Raw genomic sequence first — 22,984 nt, forward strand, 5'->3', positions numbered from 1 at the left:
GCGAGCACGAAGCCGCGCAATCCCCTGTAGGAGCGGCGTGAGCCGCGACCGCGGGATTTCGGTAACGTCGAAGGTTTCGTCGCAGTTGCGGTGTCGCGGTCGCGGCTCGCGTCGCTCCTACAGGGCAAGCACGAAGCCGCGCAATCCACCTGTAGGAGCGGCGCAAGCCGCGACCGCGGGATTTCGGTGACGTCGAAGGTTTCGTCGCAGTTGCGGTGTCGCGGTCGCGGCTTACGCCGCTCCTACAGGGCCAGCCCGAGGCTAGCCGTTCAATCGCGCAACCGCGCCAAACTCCGCTCGCGCCGATGCATCAGCACGCCGGCCAGGCTGACGCCGATCGCCACCAGCACCACGATGATCGTGGTCAGCGCGTTGATCTCCGGGGTCACGCCGATCTTGACCTTCGAATACACCAGCATCGGCAGGGTGGTCGAACCCGGGCCGGAGGTGAAGCTGGCGATCACCAGGTCGTCCAGCGACAAGGTGAAGGCGAGCAGCCAACCGGCCAGCAAGGCCGGCGCGATCAACGGCAGGGTGATCACGAAGAACACCCGCCACGGCTTCGCGCCCAGGTCCATCGCCGCCTCTTCCAGGCTGGCGTCCATCGAGGTCATGCGCGAACGCACCACCACGGTGACGTAGCACGCGGTCAAGGTGATGTGGGCGAGGGTGATCGTGGTCATGCCGCGCTCGGGCCAGCCGAAGATCTGCTGCAGGCCGACGAACAGCAGCAGCGAAGACAGGCCGAGCATCACGTCCGGCATCACCATCGGCGCCGAATTCATCAGGCTCAGCAATCCGCGCCCGGGAAACCGGCCGAACCGCGACAAGGCCAGACCGCTCGCGGTGCCCAGCGCGACCGCGGCGGTGGCCGAGATCGCGGCGATCGTGAGGCTGCGCTGCGCGGCTTCGAGAATCTGCTCGTTGCGCAGCAGCGCGCCGTACCACTGCAGCGAGAACCCGCCCCAGGTGGTGGCGCGGTCCGAGCCGCTGAACGAGTACACGATCACCGACACGATCGGCAGGTACAAGAACGCGTAGCCCAGCACCATCAGCGTGTACAGCGCGAACGGCCGCCGGCTCACGACTGCGCCTCGCGCGCGACGCGCCGGTTCTCGACGTACTCGAACAACAAGGTCGGCAGCACGATCAACAGCAGCATCGCAACCGCGATCGCCGCGGTCAGCGGCCAGTCGCGGTTGGTGAAGAACTCGGTCCACAGCACTCGGCCGATGGTCAGCGCGTCGGGGCCGCCGAGCACATCGGGAATCACGAATTCGCCGACCGCCGGGATGAACACCAGCAAGGTGCCGGCGAGAATGCCCGGAAACGACAGCGGCAAGGTCACCCGCACGAACGCCTGCCAGGGTTTCGCGCCGAGGTCGGCGGCGGCTTCGAGCAAGGTGAAATCCAGGCGGATCAGGGTCGCCGCGAGCGGCAGGATCATGAAGGGCATGTAGTTGTAGGCGATGCCGATGTACACCGCCAAGTCCGTATGCAGTACCGCCTGGCCCGGCTCGATGATGCCGACCGCGGCCAGCGCCTGACTGATCACACCGTTGGCGCGCAGCAGGCCGATCAGCGCGTAGGTGCGCAGCAGCGAACTGGTCCAGAACGGCAGGATCACCAGCACCAGCAACAACAGACGCAGGCTGCGCGGCGCGCGCGCGATGCCGTAGGCGATCGGATAACCCAGCAACAGACAGCACAGGGTCGAAACCGAAGCGAACAACAGCGACTTCAGATAGGCCGCGATGTACAGCGGATCGGCCAGCAGCGCAGCGTAGTTGGACGCGTGCAGGCGCAGCGAGGTCGCGCCGTCGGCGCTGGTTTCCAATAGCGGCGTATACGGCGGCACCTGCCCGAACACCGCCTGGGCGAAGCTGATCTTCAGCACGATCAGGAACGGCACGCAGAAGAACAGCGCCAGCCACAGCATCGGGATCGCGGTGACGACGAAGCGCCCGCGCCGGGTGCGGAACTCGTCGCCTACGGCGCGGAACCACCCGAAAAGGTTGTAAACGACATCCGCCCAGAACCCCCAGGCCCCCGAGTCGCGCTTCTGCTCGCGCCCGCTCACGATGTCAGCACCACCGCGCTGGCCGCATCCCACGACAGCCACAAGGTATCGTCCCAATCGTAATGCGGCTGCGAGCTGCGCGCGACATGGGTTTCCTGCACCCGCACGATCGCGCCGGCTTGCGTCTGCACGTGGTAGATCGACACATCGCCCAGGTAGGCGATATCGCGGACCTTGCCGACCACCACGTTGTCCATGCCCTCGGGCCGGGTCTCGTGGACGTCGATTTTTTCCGGCCGCACCGCGATGCCGACCGCGGTGCCTTCCGGCAGCGGATCGGGATGGCGCGCGAGCAGTTCGCCGCCGACCTCGTCGCACTGGATGCGCAGGTTGTTTTCGTCGTGACCCAGCACGCGGCCGTCGAGCAGATTGATGCCGCCGATGAACTCGGCGACGAACCGCGTCGACGGGTATTCGTACAGCACCGCCGGGGTCGAGACCTGGACGATGCGGCCGGCGTCCATGACCGCGATGCGCGAGGACATGGTCATCGCTTCTTCCTGGTCGTGGGTGACCATGATGAAGGTGGTGCCGACGCGTTCCTGGATGCTGACCAGTTCGAACTGGGTGTGCTCGCGCAGCTTTTTATCCAATGCGCCCAGCGGCTCATCGAGCAGCAGCAACTTGGGTTGCTTGGCCAGCGCGCGCGCCAAGGCCACGCGCTGACGCTGCCCGCCCGACAACTGATCGGGCCGGCGATTGCCGAGCTGCGGCATGCGCACCAGTTCCAGCATCGCCTGCACCCGATCGCGGATCTCGCCCGCGCCGAGCCGATCCGCGCCGCTGGAATGCTTGAGCCCGAAGGCGATGTTCTGAGCCACGCTCATGTGCGGGAACAGCGCATAGCTTTGGAACATCATATTGACCGGTCGCTGGTACGGCGGCAGGTCGGTCACGTCGACGCCGTCGATCAGCACCCGCCCGCGATCGGGCGATTCGAACCCGGCCAGCACCCGCAGCAGCGTGCTCTTGCCCGAGCCCGAACCGCCGAGCAGGGCGAAGAACTCGCCGCGGTAAACGTCCAGGGAAATATCGTCGCAGGCGTAGACCTTGCCGAAGGTCTTGGTCACGCCCTCGATGCGCACGAACGGCTGCGCGGCCGGGTCGCGCCAGGGTTCGATCGCGGCGGGCGTCGCGGCGGAGCGGGGCGTGGGGACGCTCACGCGCTCAGTGCCCGCTCTTGATGCTGGTCCAGGCGCGCACGCGCTGGCGTTGCACGTCTTCGGGCAGGCTCTTGGGATCGATCAGCTTGGCGCGCACGTTTTCCGGCGGATACACGCCGACGTCCTGGGCGATCGCCGGATCGACCAGCGCGGTCGCGTCCTTGTTGGCGCTGGCATAGGCGACATGGTTGCTGATCGCCGCGGCGACCTTGGGGTCGAGCAAGTAGTCGATGAAGGCGTGAGCGTTGCCGAGGTGCTTGCTGTCCTTCGGGATCGCGATCACATCGACCCAGCGGATCGCGCCTTCCTTCGGAATCACGAAGCGCAGGTTCGGCGCCGGCTGTCCGGCTTTCTTGGCCGCATCGAAGGCATCGGTGCTGGCCTGGGCGATGTCGCCCGAGTAGCCCATCACCAGGCAGGCGTCGCCGTTGGCGAAGGCGTCCTTGTACTCGGCGTTGTTGAAGGTGCGCACGTACGGGCGGATCGCGCCGTAGACCTTGCGCACCGCGTCGATCTCGTCGGCGGCGCCGGCATTGGGATCGCGGCCGAGCCAGATCAGCGCCGCGCCGAAGGTTTCCTGATCGTCGTCGAGCACGGTGATGCCGCACTTGTGCAACTTGGCGGCATTGGCCGGATCGAACAGCAGCGACCACGAATCCAGCGGCGCATCGGCGCCGAGCGCGGCCTTGATCTTGTCGATGTTGATGCCCAGCCCGGTGGTGCCCCACATGTACGGCACCAGGTGGGCGTTGCCCGGATCGATCGCGGCGAGGTTGAGCAGCAGTTGCGGGTCCAGGTGATTCCAGTTCTTGAGCTTGCTCTTGTCCAGCGCGGCGTACATCCCGGCCTTGACCTGGCGCTGCGCGAACGGCCGCGCCGACGGGAACACCACGTCGTAGCCTGATGCACCGGCGCTGAGCTTGCTTTCAAGGGTTTCGTTGGCGTCGTAGACGTCGTAGTTGACCTTGATGCCGTTGGCCGTCTCGAAATTCTTGACCGTGTCGTCGGCGACGTAATCCGACCAGTTGTAGACGTTGAGCACCTTCTCCTCCGCGCCGGCCGGCGTGGCGGCCGTCGGGGCATCGGACGGCTTGCCGCCGCCGCAGGCGGTCAGCAGCAGGGCGCAGGCGAGCGGGGCGAGGCGCAGGATCACGGCGAACTCCGGAGAAACGAGGCGTTGCGGGGATGTTCGGAGCGGGGGCGCACGGTGTCAATGCGGGTATTGCTAGCTGTTTGCGACGACGCCCGGATTTGAAGCCCCTCTCCCGCCTGCGGGAGAGGGGTTGGGGTGAGGGTGTCGCGCCGCCGCGAAACGCCGCGCCCCCCCACACCCCGACCGCGCACCACCATGCACGCCGGCGCCTGCGTTATCGTCTGCCTCGACACCTGTCCAAGCCCACCACCACCGTTCGGGGAGAACTGTGATGCCGATTCGCCCACCCAACCGTTCCCCGCTCGCCACCGCGGCGCGGGCCGTCGCGCTCGCCTCGCTGCTGCTGCCGTTGCCGGCATTGGCCCAGGACGATCCGCCCGCCGCTCCCGCGAGCGCCGACGCCCCATGGTCGGTGCGCGGCAGCGTCAGCGCGATGAGCGACTACGTCTGGCGCGGCGTATCCCAGACCCAGGAAGATCCCGCCGTGCAGGCCGAGATCAACCTCGAGCACAGCAGCGGCTTCTATGTCGGCCTGTGGGCGTCGAGCATCGACTTCACCGGCGCGGGCGAAGAGGACGACGGCATCGATTACGAACTCGACGGCTACCTCGGCTGGGCCGGCGAACTGCGTCCCGGCCTGGAACTCGACCTCGTGCTGACCCGCGCCGCGTATCCGGGCGCGCGCAAAGGTTTCGACTACGACTACACCGAGCTGGAAGGCACCTTGAGTTTCGCCGAGTACTACCACGTGGGCCTGGCCTATTCGCCGGACATCTTCGGCCTGGGCGGCAAGGGCTATTACTGGAACGCGGGCGGCGAGTGGCCGCTGGGCGACAGCGGTTTCGGATTGAAGGCGCAGTTCGGCCACTACGATCTGCAGGATGCGGCCGGGGACAGTTACAACGACTATCTGCTGGGCGTGACGCGCGAGTTCGGGCCGGTCAAGGCGGAGCTTCAGTACACCGATACGTCCAGCTATGGGCCGAAATTATCGGAGGCGTTGGACGATGCGACGTTGGCCGATGGCAAGGTGACGTTGTTGGTTGGTTGGGAGTTTTAAGGGGGGATGGTGTGCCGACGTCGTGGTCTTCCGCTTTGTGTTGCTTTGCGGCTATGACGTAGGTTGCGAGATCGCTGTGATGACGCGGTCGCGGCTTGCGCCGCTCCTACAGGTAGGCCATGTGGCTTTTGCTTGGGCTTGAAGTCGCGCAGTTCATCCAGCGCTGCGAGGTCACTGGCTTGCGAGAACAAGAGGACACCCGTAGGGCGGCGCACATGGATGTGCGCCGTGCGCCACCGAGACAGGATGTCTCGTGTGGCGCATGCCCGCGAATGCTCCGCGCTTGCGGGCCCTTGATTCAAAGAAAAGCATTTTTCTTTGGTTACCTTTCTTTTGTTGCTTTAGACAAAAGAAAGTGACCCGCCGCTTTAGCGGCGGAACGCTTTTGATCCTGTTTGCAGCTTTAAAGGCTTCAAAGCTTTGAAGCTCTACAGCTTTTAAAGCTAAAGGCAAGATCAACAGCTTTCGTCCGCAAGCGGCCGAGTTACTTTCTTTTGTCAAAAGCGACAAAAGAAAGGTAACCAAAGAAAAACGCTTTTTTGTGAATCAAGGGCCCGCGCGTGAGGTGCCGACGCGGGCATGCGCCACACGAGACATCCTGTCTCGGTGGCGCACGGCGCACATCCCTGTGCGCCGCCCTACGGGTGTACCCTTGTTCTCGCAAGTCAGTGGCCTCGCAGCGCTGGATGAACTGCGCGGCTTCAAGCCCAAGCAAAAGCCGCATGGCCTACCTGTAGGAGCGGCGCGAGCCGCGACCGCGCCATTACGGCTACGACGAACGTTTCGCCGTTGCCGTAATGGCGCGGTCGCGGCTTGTAACCGACGGAAATCCAGTAGGACGCCGCTCCTGCCGGGGCCGGCGAAGCTCGCTATGCCTACGCGCTGAATGCAATTTATGGTGTTCAATGCAATGAACCGCAATCCAAACACGCGGCGCGAAAAGAACCACCCATCACCCAAACAACCCCCGCTCACACACCCCGCCCACCACCTCCCGCAACCACCGATTGGCCGGATCGAACTCGCTGTTCGCATGCCAATATAGATGCAGTTGCGCCGCCGGCAACGCGAACGGCACCGCCACCCGCAACAAACGCGAACGGCCGATGATCCGTCCCGCCAACCCCGCGGGCATCGTCAACAAGGCATCGGACTGCGCCACCACCTCGCAGGCCGAGTGATAGTTCTGGCAACGCAGCGCGATCGGTCGCTGCAGCCCGAGATTGAGCAGCGCGATGTCCTCGATCACCTGACCGCTCGCGCGCGTGGACACCGCGACATGCCGCGCCTGCAGGTACTGCTTCAAGCTCAGCCGCTTGGCCAACGCATGGCCGGCGCGCATCACCACGCAGAAGCCATCCTGAAACAAGGGCTGATGCCGCACCGGTTCGCTGATCGGCAAGGCCACGTCGATGGCCAGGTCGACCTGGCCGGCGGCGAGTTCGCGGCCCAGTTCGCGCCGCGCCACCGCCACGCTGGCCAGGGTCGCGCCCGGCGCCTGCGCGTGCAGTGCTTGCGCCAGGGCCGGCAGCAGGGCGGTCTCGGTCGCGTCAGGCATGCCGATGCGGAAGCCCTGGCGGGCCTGGGCGGGATCGAAACGATCCCATTGCTGCAGCAGTTCGCGCAGGCGGCTGAGCGCGTCGGTCAGCAGCGGCGCGATGCGCTGGCAGGCCGGGGTCGGGCTCATGCGCCGGCCGTCGCGCACGAACAGCGGATCGCCGAATTGTTGGCGCAGGCGCGCCAGGGCATGGCTCACCGCCGACGGCGTGAGGTACAGCGACTGCGCCGCGCGGCTGAGGTTCTGCTCGCGGTACACGGCCTCGAACACCTTGAGCAGGTTGAGGTCGAGCTGGTCGGTCCGGTTATGAATCTGGTTCATGATGCGAAGTTAGCAAAGATCACTTCATTCATGCCGGCCGGGCGCCTAGGATGCAGACGGGCCGGGCTTTCGCCGGCATCGGGAATTCGTGATGGACTTCGCACCCAGCGCGCGCAGCGCCGAGTATTTGCAACGCCTGCAAGGCTTCATCGCCGAACACATCGCGCCGTTCGAGGACACCTATCGGCGCGAGAACGCGCAGACCAACGCCGGCGCCGACTGGCGCCAGTGGCGGCTGCATCCGCGTATCGGCGAACTCAAGCGAAAGGCGCGCGAGGCTGGGCTGTGGAATCTGTTCCTGCCCGATGCGCAGCTCGGCGCGGGCCTGTCGGTGCTCGATTACGCGCCGCTGGCCGAGGCCATGGGCCATTACGAATTCGCCGCGGAAATCTTCAACTGCAACGCGCCCGACACCGGCAACATGGAAGTGCTGCATCACTTCGGCAGCGATGCGCAGAAACAGCAGTGGCTGCGGCCGCTGCTGGACGGCGAGATCCGCTCGGTGTTCTGCATGACCGAGCCCGATGTGGCTTCGTCGGATGCGACCAATATGCAGGCGACCGTGCGCGTGGACGGCGATCACTTGGTGTTGGACGGCCGCAAGTGGTGGTCGACCGGCATCGGCCATCCCGAGGCGAAACTCGCGATCTTCATGGGCCTGTCCGACCCGGACGCCGAACCGCACAAGCGTCACAGCATGGTGCTGGTGCCGCTGGATGCGCCGGGCGTGCGGATCGAACGCATGCTGCCGACCTTCGGCGAGTTCGATCCGCCGTACGGCCACGGCGAGGTCGTGTTCGACAACGTGCGCGTGCACAAGGACCAGTTGATCCTCGGCCTGGGTCAGGGTTTCGCGATCGCGCAAGGACGGCTCGGCCCGGGCCGCATCCACCATTGCATGCGCGCGATCGGCGCGGCCGAGCGCGCGCTGGAACTGACCATCCGCCGCGGCGCCTCGCGCCAGGCGTTCGGCCAGCCGATCCTGCGCCTGGGCGGCAATCTCGAACGCATCGCGCAGGCGCGCATGGCGATCGATCAGGCGCGTCTGCTGACCTTGTACGCGGCCTGGAAAATCGAGAGCTTCGGGGTCAAGGCGGCGATGACCGAAATCTCGGCGATCAAGGTGGTCGCGCCGAACATGCTGCAGGACATCGTCGACCAGGCGATCCAGATGCACGGCGGCGCCGGGGTGTCGAACGATCTGCCGTTGACCGGATTGTTCATGATCGCGCGCGCCTTGCGCATTGCCGACGGCCCCGACGAAGTGCATCGTGCGATGGTCGCGCGCATGGAACTGGCCAAGTATGGTCTGTCTTCCAATCGCAGCCGCGGCGCCAACAAGGAATCCGCATGACCAGCGCAACCCGCGTCTTCATCACCGGCGGCGCATCCGGGCTCGGCCGCGCCCTTGCCGAAGGCTACGCCCGCGACGGCGCGCGCGTGTGCATCGGCGATGTAAACGCGGCGCGCGGCGAAGAAACCCTCGCGGCGTTGCGCGCGTCGGGGGCGACCGCGCATTACCTGCACTGCGATGTGACCCGCGAAGAAGACTTGCAGGCCGCGGCCGACTGGCTGCTGGCGCAATGGGGCGGGGTCGACCTGGTGTTCAACAATGCCGGCGTCGCCGACATGGGGCCGGTCGAGGCCATGCCGATCGCCGACTGGCAGTGGATGATCGACATCAACCTGCTCGGCGTGGTGCGCGGCTGCAAGGTGTTCGCGCCGTTGCTGCGCAAGCAGGGCAGCGGCCGGCTGGTCAACATCGCCTCGATGGCCGGTTTGATCCATCCGCCGTTCGCGGGCGCGTACAACGCGACCAAGGCCGCGGTGGTGGCGCTGTCGGAAACGCTCAAGGCCGAACTCGGATCGGCCGGCATCGAAGTCAGCGTGGTGTGTCCGGCGTTCTTTCGCACCAACCTCAGCGAAAGCCTGCGCAGCACCGACCCGCGCTATGCGCGCTGGATGCGCAAGCTGGTCGACGAATCCACCATCGGCGCCGACGAGATCGCGACGATGATCCGCGCCGGCGTGGCGCGCGGCGAGTTCCGCATCCTCACCCATGCCTCGGCGCGGCGGTTCTGGATGCTCAAGCGGTTCTTGCCTTACAGCTGGTACGAAGCGGCGATGCGTCGCGCCGGCCAGGGTGGGGCGAAGAAGAAGCCGGCGCCGGTCGGCAGCAAGGCATGAGCGTGGCGGGCGAACGCAGCAGCGACGGCTCGCGCGCGGTGCGCGCGGGCGAGGAACTCGACGCGGCCGCGGTCGACGCCTGGCTCAAGCCGCGCCTGCCGCATCTGCAGGGTACGCCGCAGGTCACCCAGTACGCTGGCGGCGCGTCGAACTGGACCTATCGTCTGCACTACGACAACGACGACCTGATCCTGCGCCGCCCGCCGGCTGGCAAGAAGGCCAAGTCGGCGCACGATATGGGCCGCGAATTCCGCATCCAGCAGGCGCTGAGGCCGGTGTTTCCGTTCGTACCCGCGATGTACGCGCATTGCGAAGACCTTGAGGTGATCGGCGCGGAGTTCTACGTGATGCAGCGGCTCGATGGGCTGATCCTGCGCAAGAATCTGCCGCCCGGACTGGAACTGAGCCGCGACAAAGTGCGGACCCTGTGCATCCAGGTGCTGGACACCTTGATCGCATTGCATCAGGTCGATCATCGCGCCGCCGGCCTGGAGCACTTCGCGCCGGGCGCCGGTTACGGGCAGCGTCAAATCGACGGCTGGAGCAAGCGTTACACCGATGCGCGCACCTGGAACGTTCCCGGCGGCGGCAAGATCATGGCCTGGTTGCGGGCGAACCTGCCGCGGGACGAACGCATCTGCCTGACCCACAACGACTTCCGTTTCGATAATGTGGTGCTCGATGCGGACGATCCGACCCGGGTGATCGGCGTGCTGGACTGGGAGCTGGCGACGCTCGGCGATCCGTTGATGGATGTCGGCAATCTGCTCGCCTATTGGGTCGAGGCCGGCGACGACTTCATCGCCCGCGATACGCGGCGTCAACCGACTCATTTGCCCGGCATGTTCACTCGGCGCGAAGTCATGCAGTACTACAGCGAACGCACCGGCATGCAGCCGCGCAGTTGGGCGTTCTATGAGGTCTACGGACTGTTTCGCCTGTCGGCGATCGCCCAGCAGATCTATTACCGCTATCACCATCGGCAGACCCGCAACCCGGCGTTCAAACGCTTCTGGCTGTCGGTGAATTACCTGCATTGGCGTTGCCGACGCGCGATCGCGCAAGACCGGCGAGGGCGCTGACATGGCCGCGACCATCCATCTGATCCGCCACGGCCAGGCCGCGTTCGGCGCGGCCGATTACGATCAACTCAGCGAGCGCGGACGCGAACAGTCGCGTCTGCTCGGCGCCGCATTGGCGCCGTTGGCGGGCGAGGGCGACATCGCGATCTGCGGCGGCATGCGCCGGCATCGACAGACCGCCGAAGAATGCCTGGCGGCGATGTATCCAACACACGCACCCCAACACGACCACGCGGATGCAAGCCCCTCTCCCGTCCACGGGAGAGGGGTTGGGGTGAGGGCCCCCCCCCAAACCGACCCACGCTGGAACGAATTCGACCACCAGCAAATCATCGCCCGCCACAAACCCGAATACGGCGATCACGAACACTTGGTCGCCGAACTCGGCCGCGCCACCGACCCACGCCGCGCCTTTCAGACGCTGTTCGCCGCGGCGATGACGCGCTGGTCGGGCGGTGAGTTCGATCACGAGTACAGCGAACCGTGGCCGGCGTTCGGCCAGCGTTGCCGCGATGCCCTGCAGGCCGCGGCCGACGCCGCGCCGTCGTCGGCTTCGAATATCTGGGTGTTCACCTCCGGCGGCCCGATCGCCGCGATCGTCCAGCACCTGCTGCAGGCGCCCGATGCGCAGGCGATGAAACTCAGCTGGACGCTGGTCAACGCCGGCGTCACCCAAGTGCATGTCGCTCGCGGCGGCCTGCGTCTGTCCACCTTCAACGGCCACGCCCATCTTTACGGGCGCGCCGACCTGATCACTTATCGCTGAGGCTTCGCGCCTCAACCGGAACCGGAGTTCGCCGCATGCGCAAACGTATCCTCATCACCGGCGCCAGTTCCGGACTCGGCCGCGGCATGGCGCGCGAGTTCGCCCGCGCCGGCAGCGACCTCGCCCTGTGCGCGCGGCGCCTCGATCGCCTGGAAGCGCTCAAGGCCGAACTGGAGGGCGCGCATCCGGGCATCCGCGTGAGCATCCACAGCCTGGACGTGACCGATCACCAGCAAGTGTTCGCGGTGTTCGCCGCCGCCCGCGACGCACTCGGCGGCCTGGATCGGGTGATCGTCAATGCCGGCATCGGCCAGGGCGCGCCGGTCGGCAAGGGCCAGTTCGCCTTGAACCGCAGCATCGTCGAAACCAATTTCCTGGCCGCGCTGGCGCAGTGCGAAGCGGCGGTGGAAATCTTTCGCGCCGCGGGCCAGGGGCACCTCGTATTGATCTCCTCGATGAGCGCGATGCGCGGCATGCGCGGCGGCCTGACCGCCTACGCCGCGAGCAAGGCCGGCGTGGCCTCGCTGGCCGAAGGCATCCGCACCGACATGCTGCGCAAGCCCTCGATCAAGATCAGCACGATTTACCCCGGCTACATCCGCACCGAAATGAACGACGGCGCGCCGGCCAAGCAGACGCCTTTCATCATCGACGAGGCCACCGGTTGCCGGTTGCTGGTGCGGGCGATCGAGAAGGAGAAAGCCAAGGCCTACGTGCCGTGGTGGCCGTGGGCGCCGTTGGGGTGGTTGATGAAGCGGATGCCGTTGGCGTGGGTGGCGAAGCTCAATTGATCGTCCGCAGCCGTTCGTGTTGTTTCGGTAGCCCCCTGTAGGAGCGGCGCGAGCCGCGACCGCGAATTGCGGTCTGCGGCGAGGGTTTCGTCGTAGCCCGCTTGGTCGTCGTAGTCGTTGTGGCGCGGTCGTAGCTTGCGATGCGGGCTGCGACGCAGGCGTTGTGACGCGGTCGCGGCTTGCGCCGCTCCTACAGGGAGGCGCCGTAGCATCCGACGTGTATGTATATCCGTTATCTACCTGTAGGAGCGGCGTGAGCCGCGACCGCGCCTCATCGGTCATGACGTAATTTTCCAGAACGTCATTCCCGCGGAAGCGGGAATCCAGTGACTTCAAGCGTTCTCGCACGAAAGTCCCTGGATGTTCGGCTTCGCCGAAGTAAAGCAGAGCCCGCCTTCGCGGGAATGACGGTCTGGAAGGGACGCGGTGTTGCGTGGGGCATTCCCGGATCAACGATCCGTCTTTACGGTTTATTGTCCGTCGGCGCGTAAGGCATCGTCCGAGCCCCCACAACACTCATCCTGAGCAAGATCCTCAAGAATCGGACACTCCGGCCGATCGTCCCCGTGGCACCGCCGCGCCAGTTGCTCCAGTGTGTGCTGCATCGCCTGCATCTCGCGGATCTTCGCCGCCAGTTCAGCCGCGTGATCCAGCGCCAGCCGCTTGACCTCGCCGCTTTCGCGCGAGCGGTTGTCCCACAGCCCCAGCAAGGTCTCGATCTGCTTGATCGAAAACCCCAGCGAGCGCGAGCGCTTGATGAAGCGCAGCCGGTGCAGGTCGCTGTCGCGGTACAGACGATAGCCGGCGATGCTGCGGCCGGCGGTCGGAATCAGGTCGATGCTTTCGTAATGCCGGATCATCTTCGCGCTCACCCCGCTGAGCTGGGCGGCTTCGCCGATGTTGTGCAGGCCGTCGGCCTTGGCCTGGGCGAGTTCGGGCGCGTTGCGGGTCATGGCGCGGTTCCTGTTTCCGGTAACGAAGGGTACGTAAGCGTTCATGCCGGTTTCCAGCGGCGCAGCAGCAGAGTGTTGCCGATCACGCTGACGCTGGAGAAGGCCATCGCCGCGGCGGCGACCACCGGGTTCAACCAGCCCAAGGTCGCCAGGCCGATCCCTATCACGTTGTAGCCGAACGCCCAGAACAGGTTCTGGCGGATCTTGCGGCTGGTGCGGCGCGAGATTTCGATCGCGTCGGCGACCAGTCCCGGTTCGGCGCGCATCAGGGTGATGCCGGCGGCCTGCATCGCCACGTCGGTGCCGCTGCCCATGGCGATGCCGACGTCGGCCGCGGCCAGCGCGGGCGCGTCGTTGACGCCGTCGCCGACCATCGCCACGGTGCGGAATTGGCCGAGTTCGGCGACCGCGGCGGCCTTCTGTTCGGGCAATACGTCGGCGCGGATCTGGTCGATGCCCAGTTCGGCGGCGACCGCGCGCGCTGCGCCGATGTGATCGCCGGAAATCATCGCGGTGCTCACGCCCAGCGCGTGCAGGCGTTCGATCGCGGCCCGGGCGTTGGCGCGCGGGGTGTCGCGGAAGCCGAGCAAGCCCAGCAACTGCGCGCCGTCGGCGCCGTGGCGCGCGAGCCACGACACGCTGTGGCCGCTGTCGGCCAGGCGCTGCGCCGCTTCGCGCAGTGGTTGCAGATCGACGCCGGCCTCTTCGAGCATGCGGGTGCTGCCGAGCAGCAGGTTGCGGCCTTCGACCTCGCCGCGCAGGCCGCGTCCGGCCAGCGCCTGCAATTGCGACACCGGCGGCAGGCTCAGCGCGCGCGCCGCGTCGAGGGTGGCGCGCGCGAGCGGATGCTCGCTGCCCGATTGCAGCGCCGCGGCCAGGCGCAGCAGTGCGTCGCGATCGCCGTCGAGCGCGGTCCATTCGCTCAGCACCGGCTTGCCTTCGGTCAGGGTGCCGGTCTTGTCGAACGCGACCACGTCGATCCGATGCGCGATTTCCAGCGCTTCGGCGTCCTTGATCAGAATGCCCGCGCGCGCGGCCACGCCGGTGCCGGCCATGATCGCGGTCGGCGTGGCCAGGCCCAGCGCGCACGGACAAGCGATCACCAGCACCGCGACCGCGTTGAGCACGGCCTGGCTCCAGTCGCCGGCATACAGACCCCAACCGATCAGGGTCAGCAGCGCGATCGCGATCACCACCGGCACGAACACCGCGCTGACCCGGTCGACCAGATGCTGGATCGGCGCCTTCTTGGCCTGCGCGTCTTCGACCAGACGGATGATGCGGGCGAGCGCGCTCTCCGCGCCGACCGCCACGGTCTCGACCACGATGCGGCCTTCGCCGTTGATCGCGCCGCCGGTGACGCGGTCGCCGCTTTCGCGCGCCACCGGCAGGGATTCGCCGGTGAGCAGGGATTCGTCGACGTGAGTCAGGCCCTCGACGATGCGGCCGTCGGCCGGCAGGCGTTCGCCCGGACGCACCACCACGAGGTCGCCGACTCGCAGTTGCGCCAGCGGCAGTTCGTGTTCGACGCCGTCGCGCAGCACCCGCGCGCTGCTCGGACGCAGCGCCTGCAGGGCGCGGATCGCCGCGGTGGTCTGGCGCTTGGCGCGCGCTTCCAGCCACTTGCCGAACAGGATCAGGGTGACGATCACCGCCGAGGTTTCGAAATACAGCTGCATCTGATCGCCGCGCAGCAGGTGATACAGGCTCAGGCCGTAACCGGCGCTGCTGCCGAGCGCGACCAGCAGGTCCATGTTGCCGCTGCGCGCGCGCAGCGCGCTCCAGCCGGCGCGGTAGAAGCGCGCGCCGAGCCAGAACTGCACCGGCGTGGCCAGGGCGAACTGCAGCCAGCCCGGCAGCATCCAGTGCTGGCCGAACAACAGGCCGAGCATCGGCGCGACCAAGGGCAGCGACAGCGCGGCGGCGATCAGCAGATGACGGGTTTCGCGCGTCAGCGTGGGCTTGGCGTTGCCGTGGGCGGCGGCGGTGGCCGTGCCGCTGTCGGTGCGCGGCGCGTGCGTGCTGTCGCCAGCGGATGCGCTGCTTGCGCCGCCGCCGGACGGGTTGTCCGGGTCGCTGTCGGGCAGGCTCGCTTCGTAACCGGCGCGCTTGACTGCGGCGATCAGCGCGGCCGTGTCGGTGCCTTTGAGCATGCGCAGCCTGGCGCGCTCGGTGGCCAGATTGACCGAGGCCTCGAGCACGCCCGGCACCGCGGTGAGCGCCTTCTCGATCCGGCCGACGCAGGAGCCGCAATTCATCCCGCGCAGGGCCAGCACGAGCTCCTCGCTGGGGACGCTGTAACCGGCGGCGGCGATGGCGCGTTCGATCTGCGCGGCGGAGACGCTGGCGTCGTGGGCGACCTCGGCGATTTCGGTGGCCAGATTGACGCTGACCTCGGCGACGCCGGGCAGGGCGGACACGGCCCGCTCGATGCGGCCGACGCAGGAGCTGCAGGTCATTCCGGCGACGCGCAGGCGCAGGCGTTGCGGGAGGGGGGCGACGTGGTGCGGGGCGTTCATGGGGGTTCCCGGGAGACTCGATGCCGGGCAGGTTGGGGGTTCCCATGATGGTAAGGTCAAGCTTGGGGCCGGGGCGTGAGTGAAAGGCCGGTTCGACGCGGTGGATCGGGCGTCGGGCGTTGCGATTGCGATTGCGAGGCGTGAGTGGCGCCGTGGGCCGTTGGTTCGCGGTCGCGGCTCGCGCCGCTCCTACAGGAAGATACGAAGCCTCGGCCGCCCCCTGTAGGAGCGGCGCAAGCCGCGACCGCGCCACCGCAAACACGCCGCAAGCCCGAAGCCCCGCGCTCACCGCACATCGCCCCGTTCAGACATCTGCAATGCGCTTGCCCCCAAGCGGTGAACAATTCAGTCGCACCCACTGAGACACGTCGCCCACACGCTAGCCAATGCCAAAATCGGCCCCATATTCAGCAACGATCCCCAGTCACCGCTCCCAATCGGCAGGCCGTCCCCGCTCATGGTGCTAGACGATTTCCATCCCGCAGTCGCCGCCTGGTTCCGCGCGGCGTTTCCGGCGCCGACCCAGGCGCAGGAACTGGCGTGGCCGAACATCCGCGCCGGGCGCAACACCCTGGTGGCCGCGCCGACCGGTTCGGGCAAGACCCTGACCGCGTTCCTGGCCGCGATCGACGAACTGGTGCGCGAAGGGCTCGAACACGGATTGCGCGACGAAACCGCGGTGGTCTACGTCTCGCCGCTGAAGGCGCTGTCCAACGATATCCATCTGAACCTGGAAGCGCCGCTGGCCGGCATCGCCGAGCACTTGCAGCGCATGGGCCTGGCCGACCCCGGCATCCGCACCGCGGTGCGCACCGGCGACACCCCGGCCGGCGAGCGCGTGGCGATGCGCAAGCGGCCGCCGCACATCCTGGTGACCACGCCCGAATCGCTGTACGTGCTGATGGGTTCGGAATCCGGGCGCGCCATGCTGTCGACCGTGCGCTCGGTCATCGTCGATGAAATCCACGCGGTCGCCGACGACAAGCGCGGCAGTCACCTCAGCCTGACCCTCGAACGCCTGCGCGGCCTGTGTACGAAACCGCCGCTGCGCATCGGATTGTCGGCGACGCAGAAACCGATCATCGAAGTCGCGCGTTTCCTGGTCGGCAGCGACGCGGTCGATGCCGACGGCCAGCCCGATTGCGCGATCGTCGATATCGGCTACGCCAAGCAGCGCGATCTCGCCCTGGAATTGCCGGGTTCGCCGTTGTCGGCGGTGATGTCGCACGAACAATGGGACGAGGTTTACGAACGGCTGGCCGCATTGGTCGGCGAACACCGCACCACGCTGGTATTCGTCAACACCCGGCGCATGGCCGAACGCGCCGCGCGCCATCTCGCCGACCGGCTCGGCAAGGACGTGGTCGCCGCGCATCACGGCAGCCTGTCGCGCGAACTGCGCCTGGACGCCGAGCAGCGGCTCAAGAGCGGGCAGTTGCGGGTGCTGGTCGCGACCGCGTCGCTGGAACTGGGCATCGACATCGGCGATGTCGACTTGGTCTGCCAGCTCGGTTCGCCGCGCGCGATCGCCGCGTTCCTGCAACGCGTCGGCCGCGCCGGCCACCATGTCGGCGGCGTGCCGAAGGGCCGTCTGTTCCCGCAATCGCGCGACGATCTGGTCGAATGCGCGGCGTTGTTGGACAGCGTGCGTCGCGGCGAACTCGATGCGCTGCAGATTCCGCAGGCGCCGCTGGACGTGCTGGCGCAGCAGATCGTCGCCGAAGTGGCCGCGCAGGAATGCAGCGAAGACGCGCTGTACGCGCTGGTGCGCGGCGCCTGGCCGTATGCGCGGTTGCAGCGCAAGGATTTCGATGCGGTCGTGCGCATGCTCGCCGACGGTTTCACCACCCGGCGCGGGCCGCGCGCGGCCTATATCCATCGCGACGCGGTCAACGCGCGGCTGCGCGCGCGCCGCGGCAGCCGCATGACCGCGGTGATGTCGGGCGGCACGATTCCCGACACCGGCGATTACTCGGTGGTGCTGGAGCCGGAAAACCACATGATCGGCAACGTCAACGAAGACTTCGCGATCGAAAGCCTGGCCGGCGACGTGTTCCAGCTCGGCAACGCCAGCTACCGCATCCTGCGGGTCGAACCGGGCCGGGTGCGGGTCGAGGACGCGCAGGGCCAGCCGCCGAATATTCCGTTCTGGCTCGGCGAAGCGCCGGGCCGCAGCGACGAACTGTCGGCCAGCGTGTCGCGCCTGCGCGGCGCGGTCGATGCCTTGTTGGGCGAAACCGCGGGTGCGTCCGGCGCGATCGATAGCGGCGGCGCCGCGCGCAAACTCGGCGAACAGATCGATATCGATCCGGAAAGCGCGCTGCAGGTGGTCGATTATCTGGGCCGCACCCGTCAGGTGCTCGGCATCGTGCCGACCCAGGACACCCTGGTGTTCGAGCGGTTCTTCGACGAATCCGGCGGCACCCAGCTGGTGATCCATTCGCCGTACGGCAGTCGCATCAACCGCGCCTGGGGCCTGGCGCTGCGCAAACGCTTCTGCCGCAAGTTCAATTTCGAACTGCAGGCCGCCGCGACCGAGGACGCGATCGTGCTGTCGCTGTCGACCAGCCACAGCTTCCCGCTCGAAGACGTCGCGCGTTACCTGCATTCGGCCTCGGCGCTGGACGTGTTGATTCAGGCGCTGCTCGACGCGCCGTTGTTCGCGGTGCGCTGGCGCTGGAACGCGACCACCTCGCTGGCCTTGCCGCGATTCGTCGGCGGGCGCAAGGTCGCGCCGCAACTGCAGCGGATGAAGAGCGAGGATCTGCTGGCGACGGTGTTTCCCGATCAGGTCGCCTGCGCGGAAAATCTGGTCGGCGAGCGCGAAGTGCCCGACCATCCGCTGGTCGAACAGACCTTGCAGGACTGTCTGTACGAAGCGATGGACAGCGCCGGCTGGCTGCGCATGCTGCGACGCCTGGAAGCGGGCGAGGTGCGGGTGATCGGACGCGACGTCACCGGCCCGTCGCCGATCGCGGCCGAGGCGCTCAACGCCAAGCCCTACGCCTTCCTCGACGATGCGCCGCTGGAGGAACGCCGCACCCAGGCGGTGATGGCGCGGCGTTACGCCGAAGCCGACAGCGCCGACGATCTGGGCCGGCTCGATCCGGAGGCCATCGACGCGGTGCGCGCCGAGGCCTGGCCGGAAGCGCGCGACCCCGACGAAATGCACGAAGCGTTGATGGGCCTGGGTTACGTCACCGTCGACGAAGCGGCGGCCAATGCCTGGACCGATTGGCTGGGCGCGCTCGTGGCCGACGGCCGCGCCACCGCCTTGCGCCTGCGCGCCGACGACCCGGCGCCGTCGTGGTGGGTCGCGACCGAAACCCTGCCGCAGGCCCGCGCGATCTTCGCCGACGCCATCGCCGAACCGGCGGTCGAAGTGCCGCGCGAATACGCGCAAGTGCAGTGGGGCGCCGAAGACGCGCTGATCGATCTGCTGCGCTCGCGCCTGACCGGGCTGGGCCCGACCACGATCGCCGCGTTGGCGCGCGACAGCCGGCGTGAATCGGGTGAAATCGAACTCGCCCTGCTGCGGCTGGAGCAGGAAGGCTATGTGATGCGCGGCCGTTTCAGCCGCGCCAGCCTGCTCGCCGGCGAGGAAGAATGGTGCGAACGCCATCTGCTCGCGCGTATCCATCGCTACACGGTCGGACGCCTGCGTCGCGAGATCGAACCGGTCGCGCCACGCGATTACGCGCGCTTTCTGTTCGATTGGCAGCACCTGTCCAAGCCCACCCGCATGAGCGGCCCGCAGGCGCTGCGCACGGTGCTGGAACAACTCGAAGGTTATGAAGCGCCGGCATCGGTCTGGGAAAGCGAACTGCTGCCGTCGCGCATCGGCGACTACGATTCGGCCTGGCTCGACGAGCTATGCACCGCCGGACGGGTGACCTGGGCGCGGCTGCGTCCGAACGCCGGCGGCACCGACCCGAGCGCGCCGCAAGGCGTGCCGAGCGTGCGCCAGACCCCGATCGTGCTGCTGCCGCGCCGCGCGCTGGCCGACTGGAGCCTGAGCGCGGTGCGCAACACCGATCCCGCGCCGGTGTCCTCGCGTGCGCAGCGGGTGCTCGCCGCATTGGAATCGCGCGGCGCCTCGTTCTTCGACGAGCTCGAACATTCAGCGCATCTGCTGCGCACCGAACTGGAAGAAGCGCTCGGCGAACTGGTGACCCGCGGCCGCATCACCTGCGACAGCTTCGCCGGTCTGCGCGCCTTGCTGGTGCCGCCGTCCAAGCGCGCCTCGGCGCACGGCAGCCGGCGGCGTCGGGCGATGCTGACCGATCTGCAGGACGCCGGACGTTGGTCGCTGACCCGGCCGCTCGACGCATCGGCCGAGCCGACGACCGCCACACCGGCGCAGACCGCGGCGCGCAACACCGAGGCGACCGAACACATCGCCTGGCGCCTGCTCGAACGCTACGGCGTGGTGTTCTGGCGGCTGATCCAGCGCGAGGCGGCGTGGTTGCCGCCGTGGCGCGATCTGCTGCGGGTGTACCGGCGTCTGGAAGCGCGCGGCGAAATCCGCGGCGGCCGTTTCATCAGCGGCATGACCGGCGAGCAGTACGCGCTGCCCGATGCGGTCAACGCCTTGCGCCAGGTTCGCCAGCGCGAGCACAGCGGCGAGGTGATCTGCATTTCCGCCGCCGATCCGCTCAACCTCACCGGCAGCGTGCTGGCCGGCGCCAAGGTGCCGCGCATTCCCGGCGCGCGCATCGCCTTCCGCGACGGCGTCGCGGTGGCGAGCCTGCTGGCCGGGCAGGTGGAGGAAATCGAAAGCCTGCCGGCGGACGCGCAACGCGAGGTGCACCGCCTGCTGATGCGCCGCCCCGGCAGCGCCGCGGCGGCCGCGGAGTCGACCATCGACGAGGTGCTGCGCAATCTGGGGCGGACCTAGCCCGATCGCCTGTCGTCGCATTGTCTCGCCGCATTGCGGGCAAGCACGCGGCGGTCGCGCATCTTCTCGCGCATTTACTTGCGCGATTGCTTTATGACTCGGGTTGATCGCGCCGGTCCGACCAACGGCATGGGCCGCGTTCATCGCAAGCGCGCATTCGTCGGGCGCGCATATCGCTCGCGCCTCCGGTTAAGCCCGCGTGTTCGACGGATGAATCTCAGGTTAGACGGCCGCGTCGCAGCTTCGGTGTTGCGCCGGTGTGAGCGCGCCGTGTTGCGTCGATGCGCCGCCGCGGAATTGCGTCACAGTTAACGACTGAATGCTTCATCGGCTTCGCGTTACGACGCTCTGCGCCCCAGGCAGCTTGATGAACGAAAGCGCAATCGCGCGTAATCGCACTGACGCAGTCTTCGCATGCGCAAGTGGCAAGGTACGGCACACAGCGATTCACGCAGCGCGCCATCGATGTCGCCGATCCAGCGAACGCCGCGCGCTCCTCGCGATTCAATGCAGCCCGTCCATGCAGCTCGCTCCCGCAGCTCGTCATCGGTCGCCTGCGCCCCGTCCGTCAAGAGGATTCGATCATGCCCGTCGACAATTACCGAACCAGCGATTCCGAATCGTCCGCTTTGAACGTCACCGCGCAGGCTTCCGTCGACGCGTCGTGCCTGGCCGCAGGGTCCACCGGCTCGATGCTGGCGCACGATGTCGTCGACATGGATTCGGAGCTGCTGTATTGGCGCGGCCAGTATCGTGTCCTGGTCGATCGTCCCGGATTGCGCTACAGCGACTACGAACCGGCGGTGAAACTCGGCCTGGACGCCTACATGCGTTCGCACGGCCGCGGTTTGCGCGAAATGGAGGAGGACCTGATCCGCTGCTACAAGCGGGTACGCGGCGTGTCGAAACTCGATTGGGACGAAGCCCGGCCGATGGTCGAAGCGGCCTGGCATCGCCTGGAACAACGCGATCGGCTGCGTCCGCGCCGCAGTCACCACGCATGAGCCTGCGCCACGCCTTCGAGCGCGGCGCGAAGGCCGCGGCGCGGTTCACCGGCCATCCGACCTGCTTCGGACTCGCGGTCGGCGTGGTGCTGGCGTGGGTGGTGTCCGGTCCGCTGTTCGGTTTCAGCGATACCTGGCAACTGGTGATCAATACCGGCACGACCATCATCACCTTCCTGATGGTGTTCCTGATCCAGAACTCGCAGAACCGCGACTCCGCCGCGGTGCAGATCAAGCTCGACGAACTGATCCGCGCGGTGCGCCGCGCCGACAACACCTTGCTGGACATGGAGGAACTCGACGAGGCCACGCTGGAACAGTTCCGCAACCGTTACGAAGCGCTGGCGAAGAAAGCGCGCGACGGCGGGGCGAGGGCGGCCTGCGAGGATCCTTCGTTCGGCATGGACGACGACGGCGATCGCGACGCTCCGCCGCGGTCCGATCAACAAGGCGCCGACCCGCGCGATCGCGACGGCGACCGCCGTTCCAACACCCAAGACGAGGTTTGACCATGGCCCGCCCGATCTGGACCGGTACCCTGTCGTTCGGCCTGCTCAATATCCCGGTCAAGCTGATGACCGGCGAGCGCCGCGTCGACCTGCATTTCCGCATGCTCGACAGCCGCAACAAGGCGCCGATCCGCTACGAGCGGGTCAACGAGGAAACCGGCGAAGAGGTGCCGTGGAAGGAAATCGTCAAGGCGTTCGAATACGACAAGGGCAGCTATGTGGTGATCGAGGAGGCCGATATCGCCGCGGCCTCGCCGGACAACAAGGAGAGCGTCGACATCGACACCTTCGTCGACGCCGACTCGATCGGCGCGCAGTTCTTTGAGAAGCCCTACATCCTCGAGCCGGGCAAGAAAGCCGAGAAAGGCTATGTGCTGCTGCGCGAAGTGCTCAAGCGCAGCGGCAAGGTCGGGATCGGCCGGGTGGTGATCCGCACCCGCGAATACCTGGCCGCGGTGATGCCGCACGGCGAAGCCTTGCTGTTGATGATCCTGCGCTACGCCCAGGAACTGGTCGATCCGGCCGACTACAAACTGCCCGAGGGCGGCTTGGCGAAGTGGAAGATCTCGCCGCGCGAGATCGACATGGCCGAGCAGTTGATCAAGTCGATGAGCAGCCAGTGGCAGCCCGACAGCTACAAGGACGACTTCCGTCAGCGCCTGCACAAGGTGATCGAGCAACGGGTCAAGTCGAAGAAGGTGGTGCGCGGCAAGGACACCGACGACGCCAAGCTGCCCGAGAACGCGGCGACCAACGTCATCGACTTCGCCGAGCTGCTCAGGCGCAGCCTGAGCAAGAAGAGCGGTAGCGCTCAGGCCGCGCCGGCGCAGGCGGGCAAGAAAACCGCGAAGAAGGCGGCGAAGAAGACCGCGCGCAAGGCGCCGGCCAAGAAACGCGCACGCAAGTCGGCTTGAGGCCGTGAGTAGCGTCCGCCGCGTGGA

The 22,984-nt window shown here is 67.2% G+C and carries 17 protein-coding genes; 10 read left to right on the forward strand and 7 right to left on the reverse strand.

Features of this window, described 5'->3' with window-relative positions:
* Window positions 1-269: 269 nt before the first annotated feature.
* The 4 genes from IEQ11_RS11615 to IEQ11_RS11630 form a co-directional block, all read right to left on the reverse strand.
* Entirely contained in the window at window positions 270-1,052 is a 783-nt protein-coding gene (locus IEQ11_RS11615) for an ABC transporter permease subunit (protein ID WP_191823903.1), read from the reverse strand.
* A 29-nt stretch (window positions 1,053-1,081) separates the two neighbouring features.
* The gene (locus tag IEQ11_RS11620) at window positions 1,082-1,939 is read right to left on the reverse strand and encodes an ABC transporter permease subunit (protein ID WP_191823904.1); all 858 of its coding nucleotides are present in this window, start codon (window positions 1,937-1,939) and stop codon (window positions 1,082-1,084) included.
* A gap of 137 nt (window positions 1,940-2,076) precedes the next feature.
* Window positions 2,077-3,201, reverse strand: coding sequence for an ABC transporter ATP-binding protein (locus tag IEQ11_RS11625; protein WP_425494683.1), 1,125 nt, complete (start codon window positions 3,199-3,201; stop codon window positions 2,077-2,079).
* Window positions 3,202-3,247: 46 nt separating this feature from the next.
* Window positions 3,248-4,396: a polyamine ABC transporter substrate-binding protein gene (locus IEQ11_RS11630; protein WP_247024809.1), complete on the reverse strand. Its 1,149-nt coding sequence runs from the start codon at window positions 4,394-4,396 to the stop codon at window positions 3,248-3,250.
* 271 nt (window positions 4,397-4,667) lie between these two features.
* Here IEQ11_RS11630 and IEQ11_RS11635 point away from each other — a divergent pair, with 271 nt between their 5' ends.
* Window positions 4,668-5,456 carry a TorF family putative porin gene (locus IEQ11_RS11635; RefSeq protein WP_191823902.1) on the forward strand — a complete coding sequence of 263 codons (789 nt, stop codon included), beginning with the start codon at window positions 4,668-4,670 and terminating at the stop codon, window positions 5,454-5,456.
* Window positions 5,457-6,408: 952 nt separating this feature from the next.
* On the opposite strand, the gene IEQ11_RS11640 is transcribed toward IEQ11_RS11635, so the two are convergent.
* Window positions 6,409-7,335 carry a LysR family transcriptional regulator gene (locus IEQ11_RS11640; RefSeq protein ID WP_191822583.1) on the reverse strand — a complete coding sequence of 309 codons (927 nt, stop codon included), beginning with the start codon at window positions 7,333-7,335 and terminating at the stop codon, window positions 6,409-6,411.
* Window positions 7,336-7,426: 91 nt separating this feature from the next.
* On the opposite strand from IEQ11_RS11640, the gene IEQ11_RS11645 reads away from it, so the two are divergent.
* The 5 genes from IEQ11_RS11645 to IEQ11_RS11665 are packed head-to-tail and all read left to right on the forward strand — an operon-like array spanning window position 7,427 to window position 12,161.
* Entirely contained in the window at window positions 7,427-8,689 is a 1,263-nt protein-coding gene (locus IEQ11_RS11645; RefSeq protein ID WP_191822582.1) for an acyl-CoA dehydrogenase family protein, read from the forward strand.
* Window positions 8,686-9,522 carry an SDR family oxidoreductase gene (locus IEQ11_RS11650; protein ID WP_191822581.1) on the forward strand — a complete coding sequence of 279 codons (837 nt, stop codon included), beginning with the start codon at window positions 8,686-8,688 and terminating at the stop codon, window positions 9,520-9,522. Before IEQ11_RS11645 ends, IEQ11_RS11650 begins: the two co-directional genes overlap by 4 nt.
* Window positions 9,519-10,604, forward strand: coding sequence for a phosphotransferase family protein (locus IEQ11_RS11655; protein ID WP_191822580.1), 1,086 nt, complete (start codon window positions 9,519-9,521; stop codon window positions 10,602-10,604). Before IEQ11_RS11650 ends, IEQ11_RS11655 begins: the two co-directional genes overlap by 4 nt.
* A 1-nt stretch (window position 10,605) precedes the next feature.
* Window positions 10,606-11,370 carry a histidine phosphatase family protein gene (locus IEQ11_RS11660; RefSeq protein ID WP_191822579.1) on the forward strand — a complete coding sequence of 255 codons (765 nt, stop codon included), beginning with the start codon at window positions 10,606-10,608 and terminating at the stop codon, window positions 11,368-11,370.
* Between the two features lie 35 nt (window positions 11,371-11,405).
* Window positions 11,406-12,161 (forward strand): SDR family oxidoreductase, encoded by a 756-nt coding sequence (locus IEQ11_RS11665; protein ID WP_191822578.1) that lies wholly within the window; start codon window positions 11,406-11,408, stop codon window positions 12,159-12,161.
* A gap of 470 nt (window positions 12,162-12,631) precedes the next feature.
* On the opposite strand, the gene cueR is transcribed toward IEQ11_RS11665, so the two are convergent.
* Both cueR and IEQ11_RS11675 read right to left on the reverse strand, forming a co-directional pair.
* Complete coding sequence (gene cueR / locus IEQ11_RS11670) at window positions 12,632-13,114, reverse strand: Cu(I)-responsive transcriptional regulator (protein ID WP_191822577.1); 483 nt, start codon at window positions 13,112-13,114, stop codon at window positions 12,632-12,634.
* 41 nt (window positions 13,115-13,155) lie between these two features.
* A complete protein-coding gene (locus IEQ11_RS11675) occupies window positions 13,156-15,633 on the reverse strand; it encodes a heavy metal translocating P-type ATPase (protein ID WP_191822576.1) in 2,478 nt (825 codons plus the stop codon).
* 457 nt (window positions 15,634-16,090) lie between these two features.
* Here IEQ11_RS11675 and IEQ11_RS11680 point away from each other — a divergent pair, with 457 nt between their 5' ends.
* The 4 genes from IEQ11_RS11680 to ku all read left to right on the forward strand — a co-directional run bounded on the left by IEQ11_RS11680 (window position 16,091) and on the right by ku (window position 22,957).
* Window positions 16,091-20,530 carry a DEAD/DEAH box helicase gene (locus tag IEQ11_RS11680; RefSeq protein WP_191822575.1) on the forward strand — a complete coding sequence of 1,480 codons (4,440 nt, stop codon included), beginning with the start codon at window positions 16,091-16,093 and terminating at the stop codon, window positions 20,528-20,530.
* A 584-nt stretch (window positions 20,531-21,114) separates the two neighbouring features.
* Complete coding sequence (locus IEQ11_RS11685; protein ID WP_057921573.1) at window positions 21,115-21,534, forward strand: hypothetical protein; 420 nt, start codon at window positions 21,115-21,117, stop codon at window positions 21,532-21,534.
* Window positions 21,531-22,043, forward strand: a complete 513-nt coding sequence (locus IEQ11_RS11690) for a low affinity iron permease family protein (protein WP_191822574.1) — start codon at window positions 21,531-21,533, stop codon at window positions 22,041-22,043. The genes IEQ11_RS11685 and IEQ11_RS11690 overlap by 4 nt, the downstream gene beginning before the upstream one ends.
* A gap of 2 nt (window positions 22,044-22,045) precedes the next feature.
* Entirely contained in the window at window positions 22,046-22,957 is a 912-nt protein-coding gene (ku, locus tag IEQ11_RS11695; protein ID WP_191822573.1) for a non-homologous end joining protein Ku, read from the forward strand.
* The last annotated feature ends 27 nt before the right edge of the window (window positions 22,958-22,984 follow it).

It is taken from the genome of Lysobacter capsici (assembly GCF_014779555.2).
Classification (GTDB): domain Bacteria; phylum Pseudomonadota; class Gammaproteobacteria; order Xanthomonadales; family Xanthomonadaceae; genus Lysobacter; species Lysobacter capsici.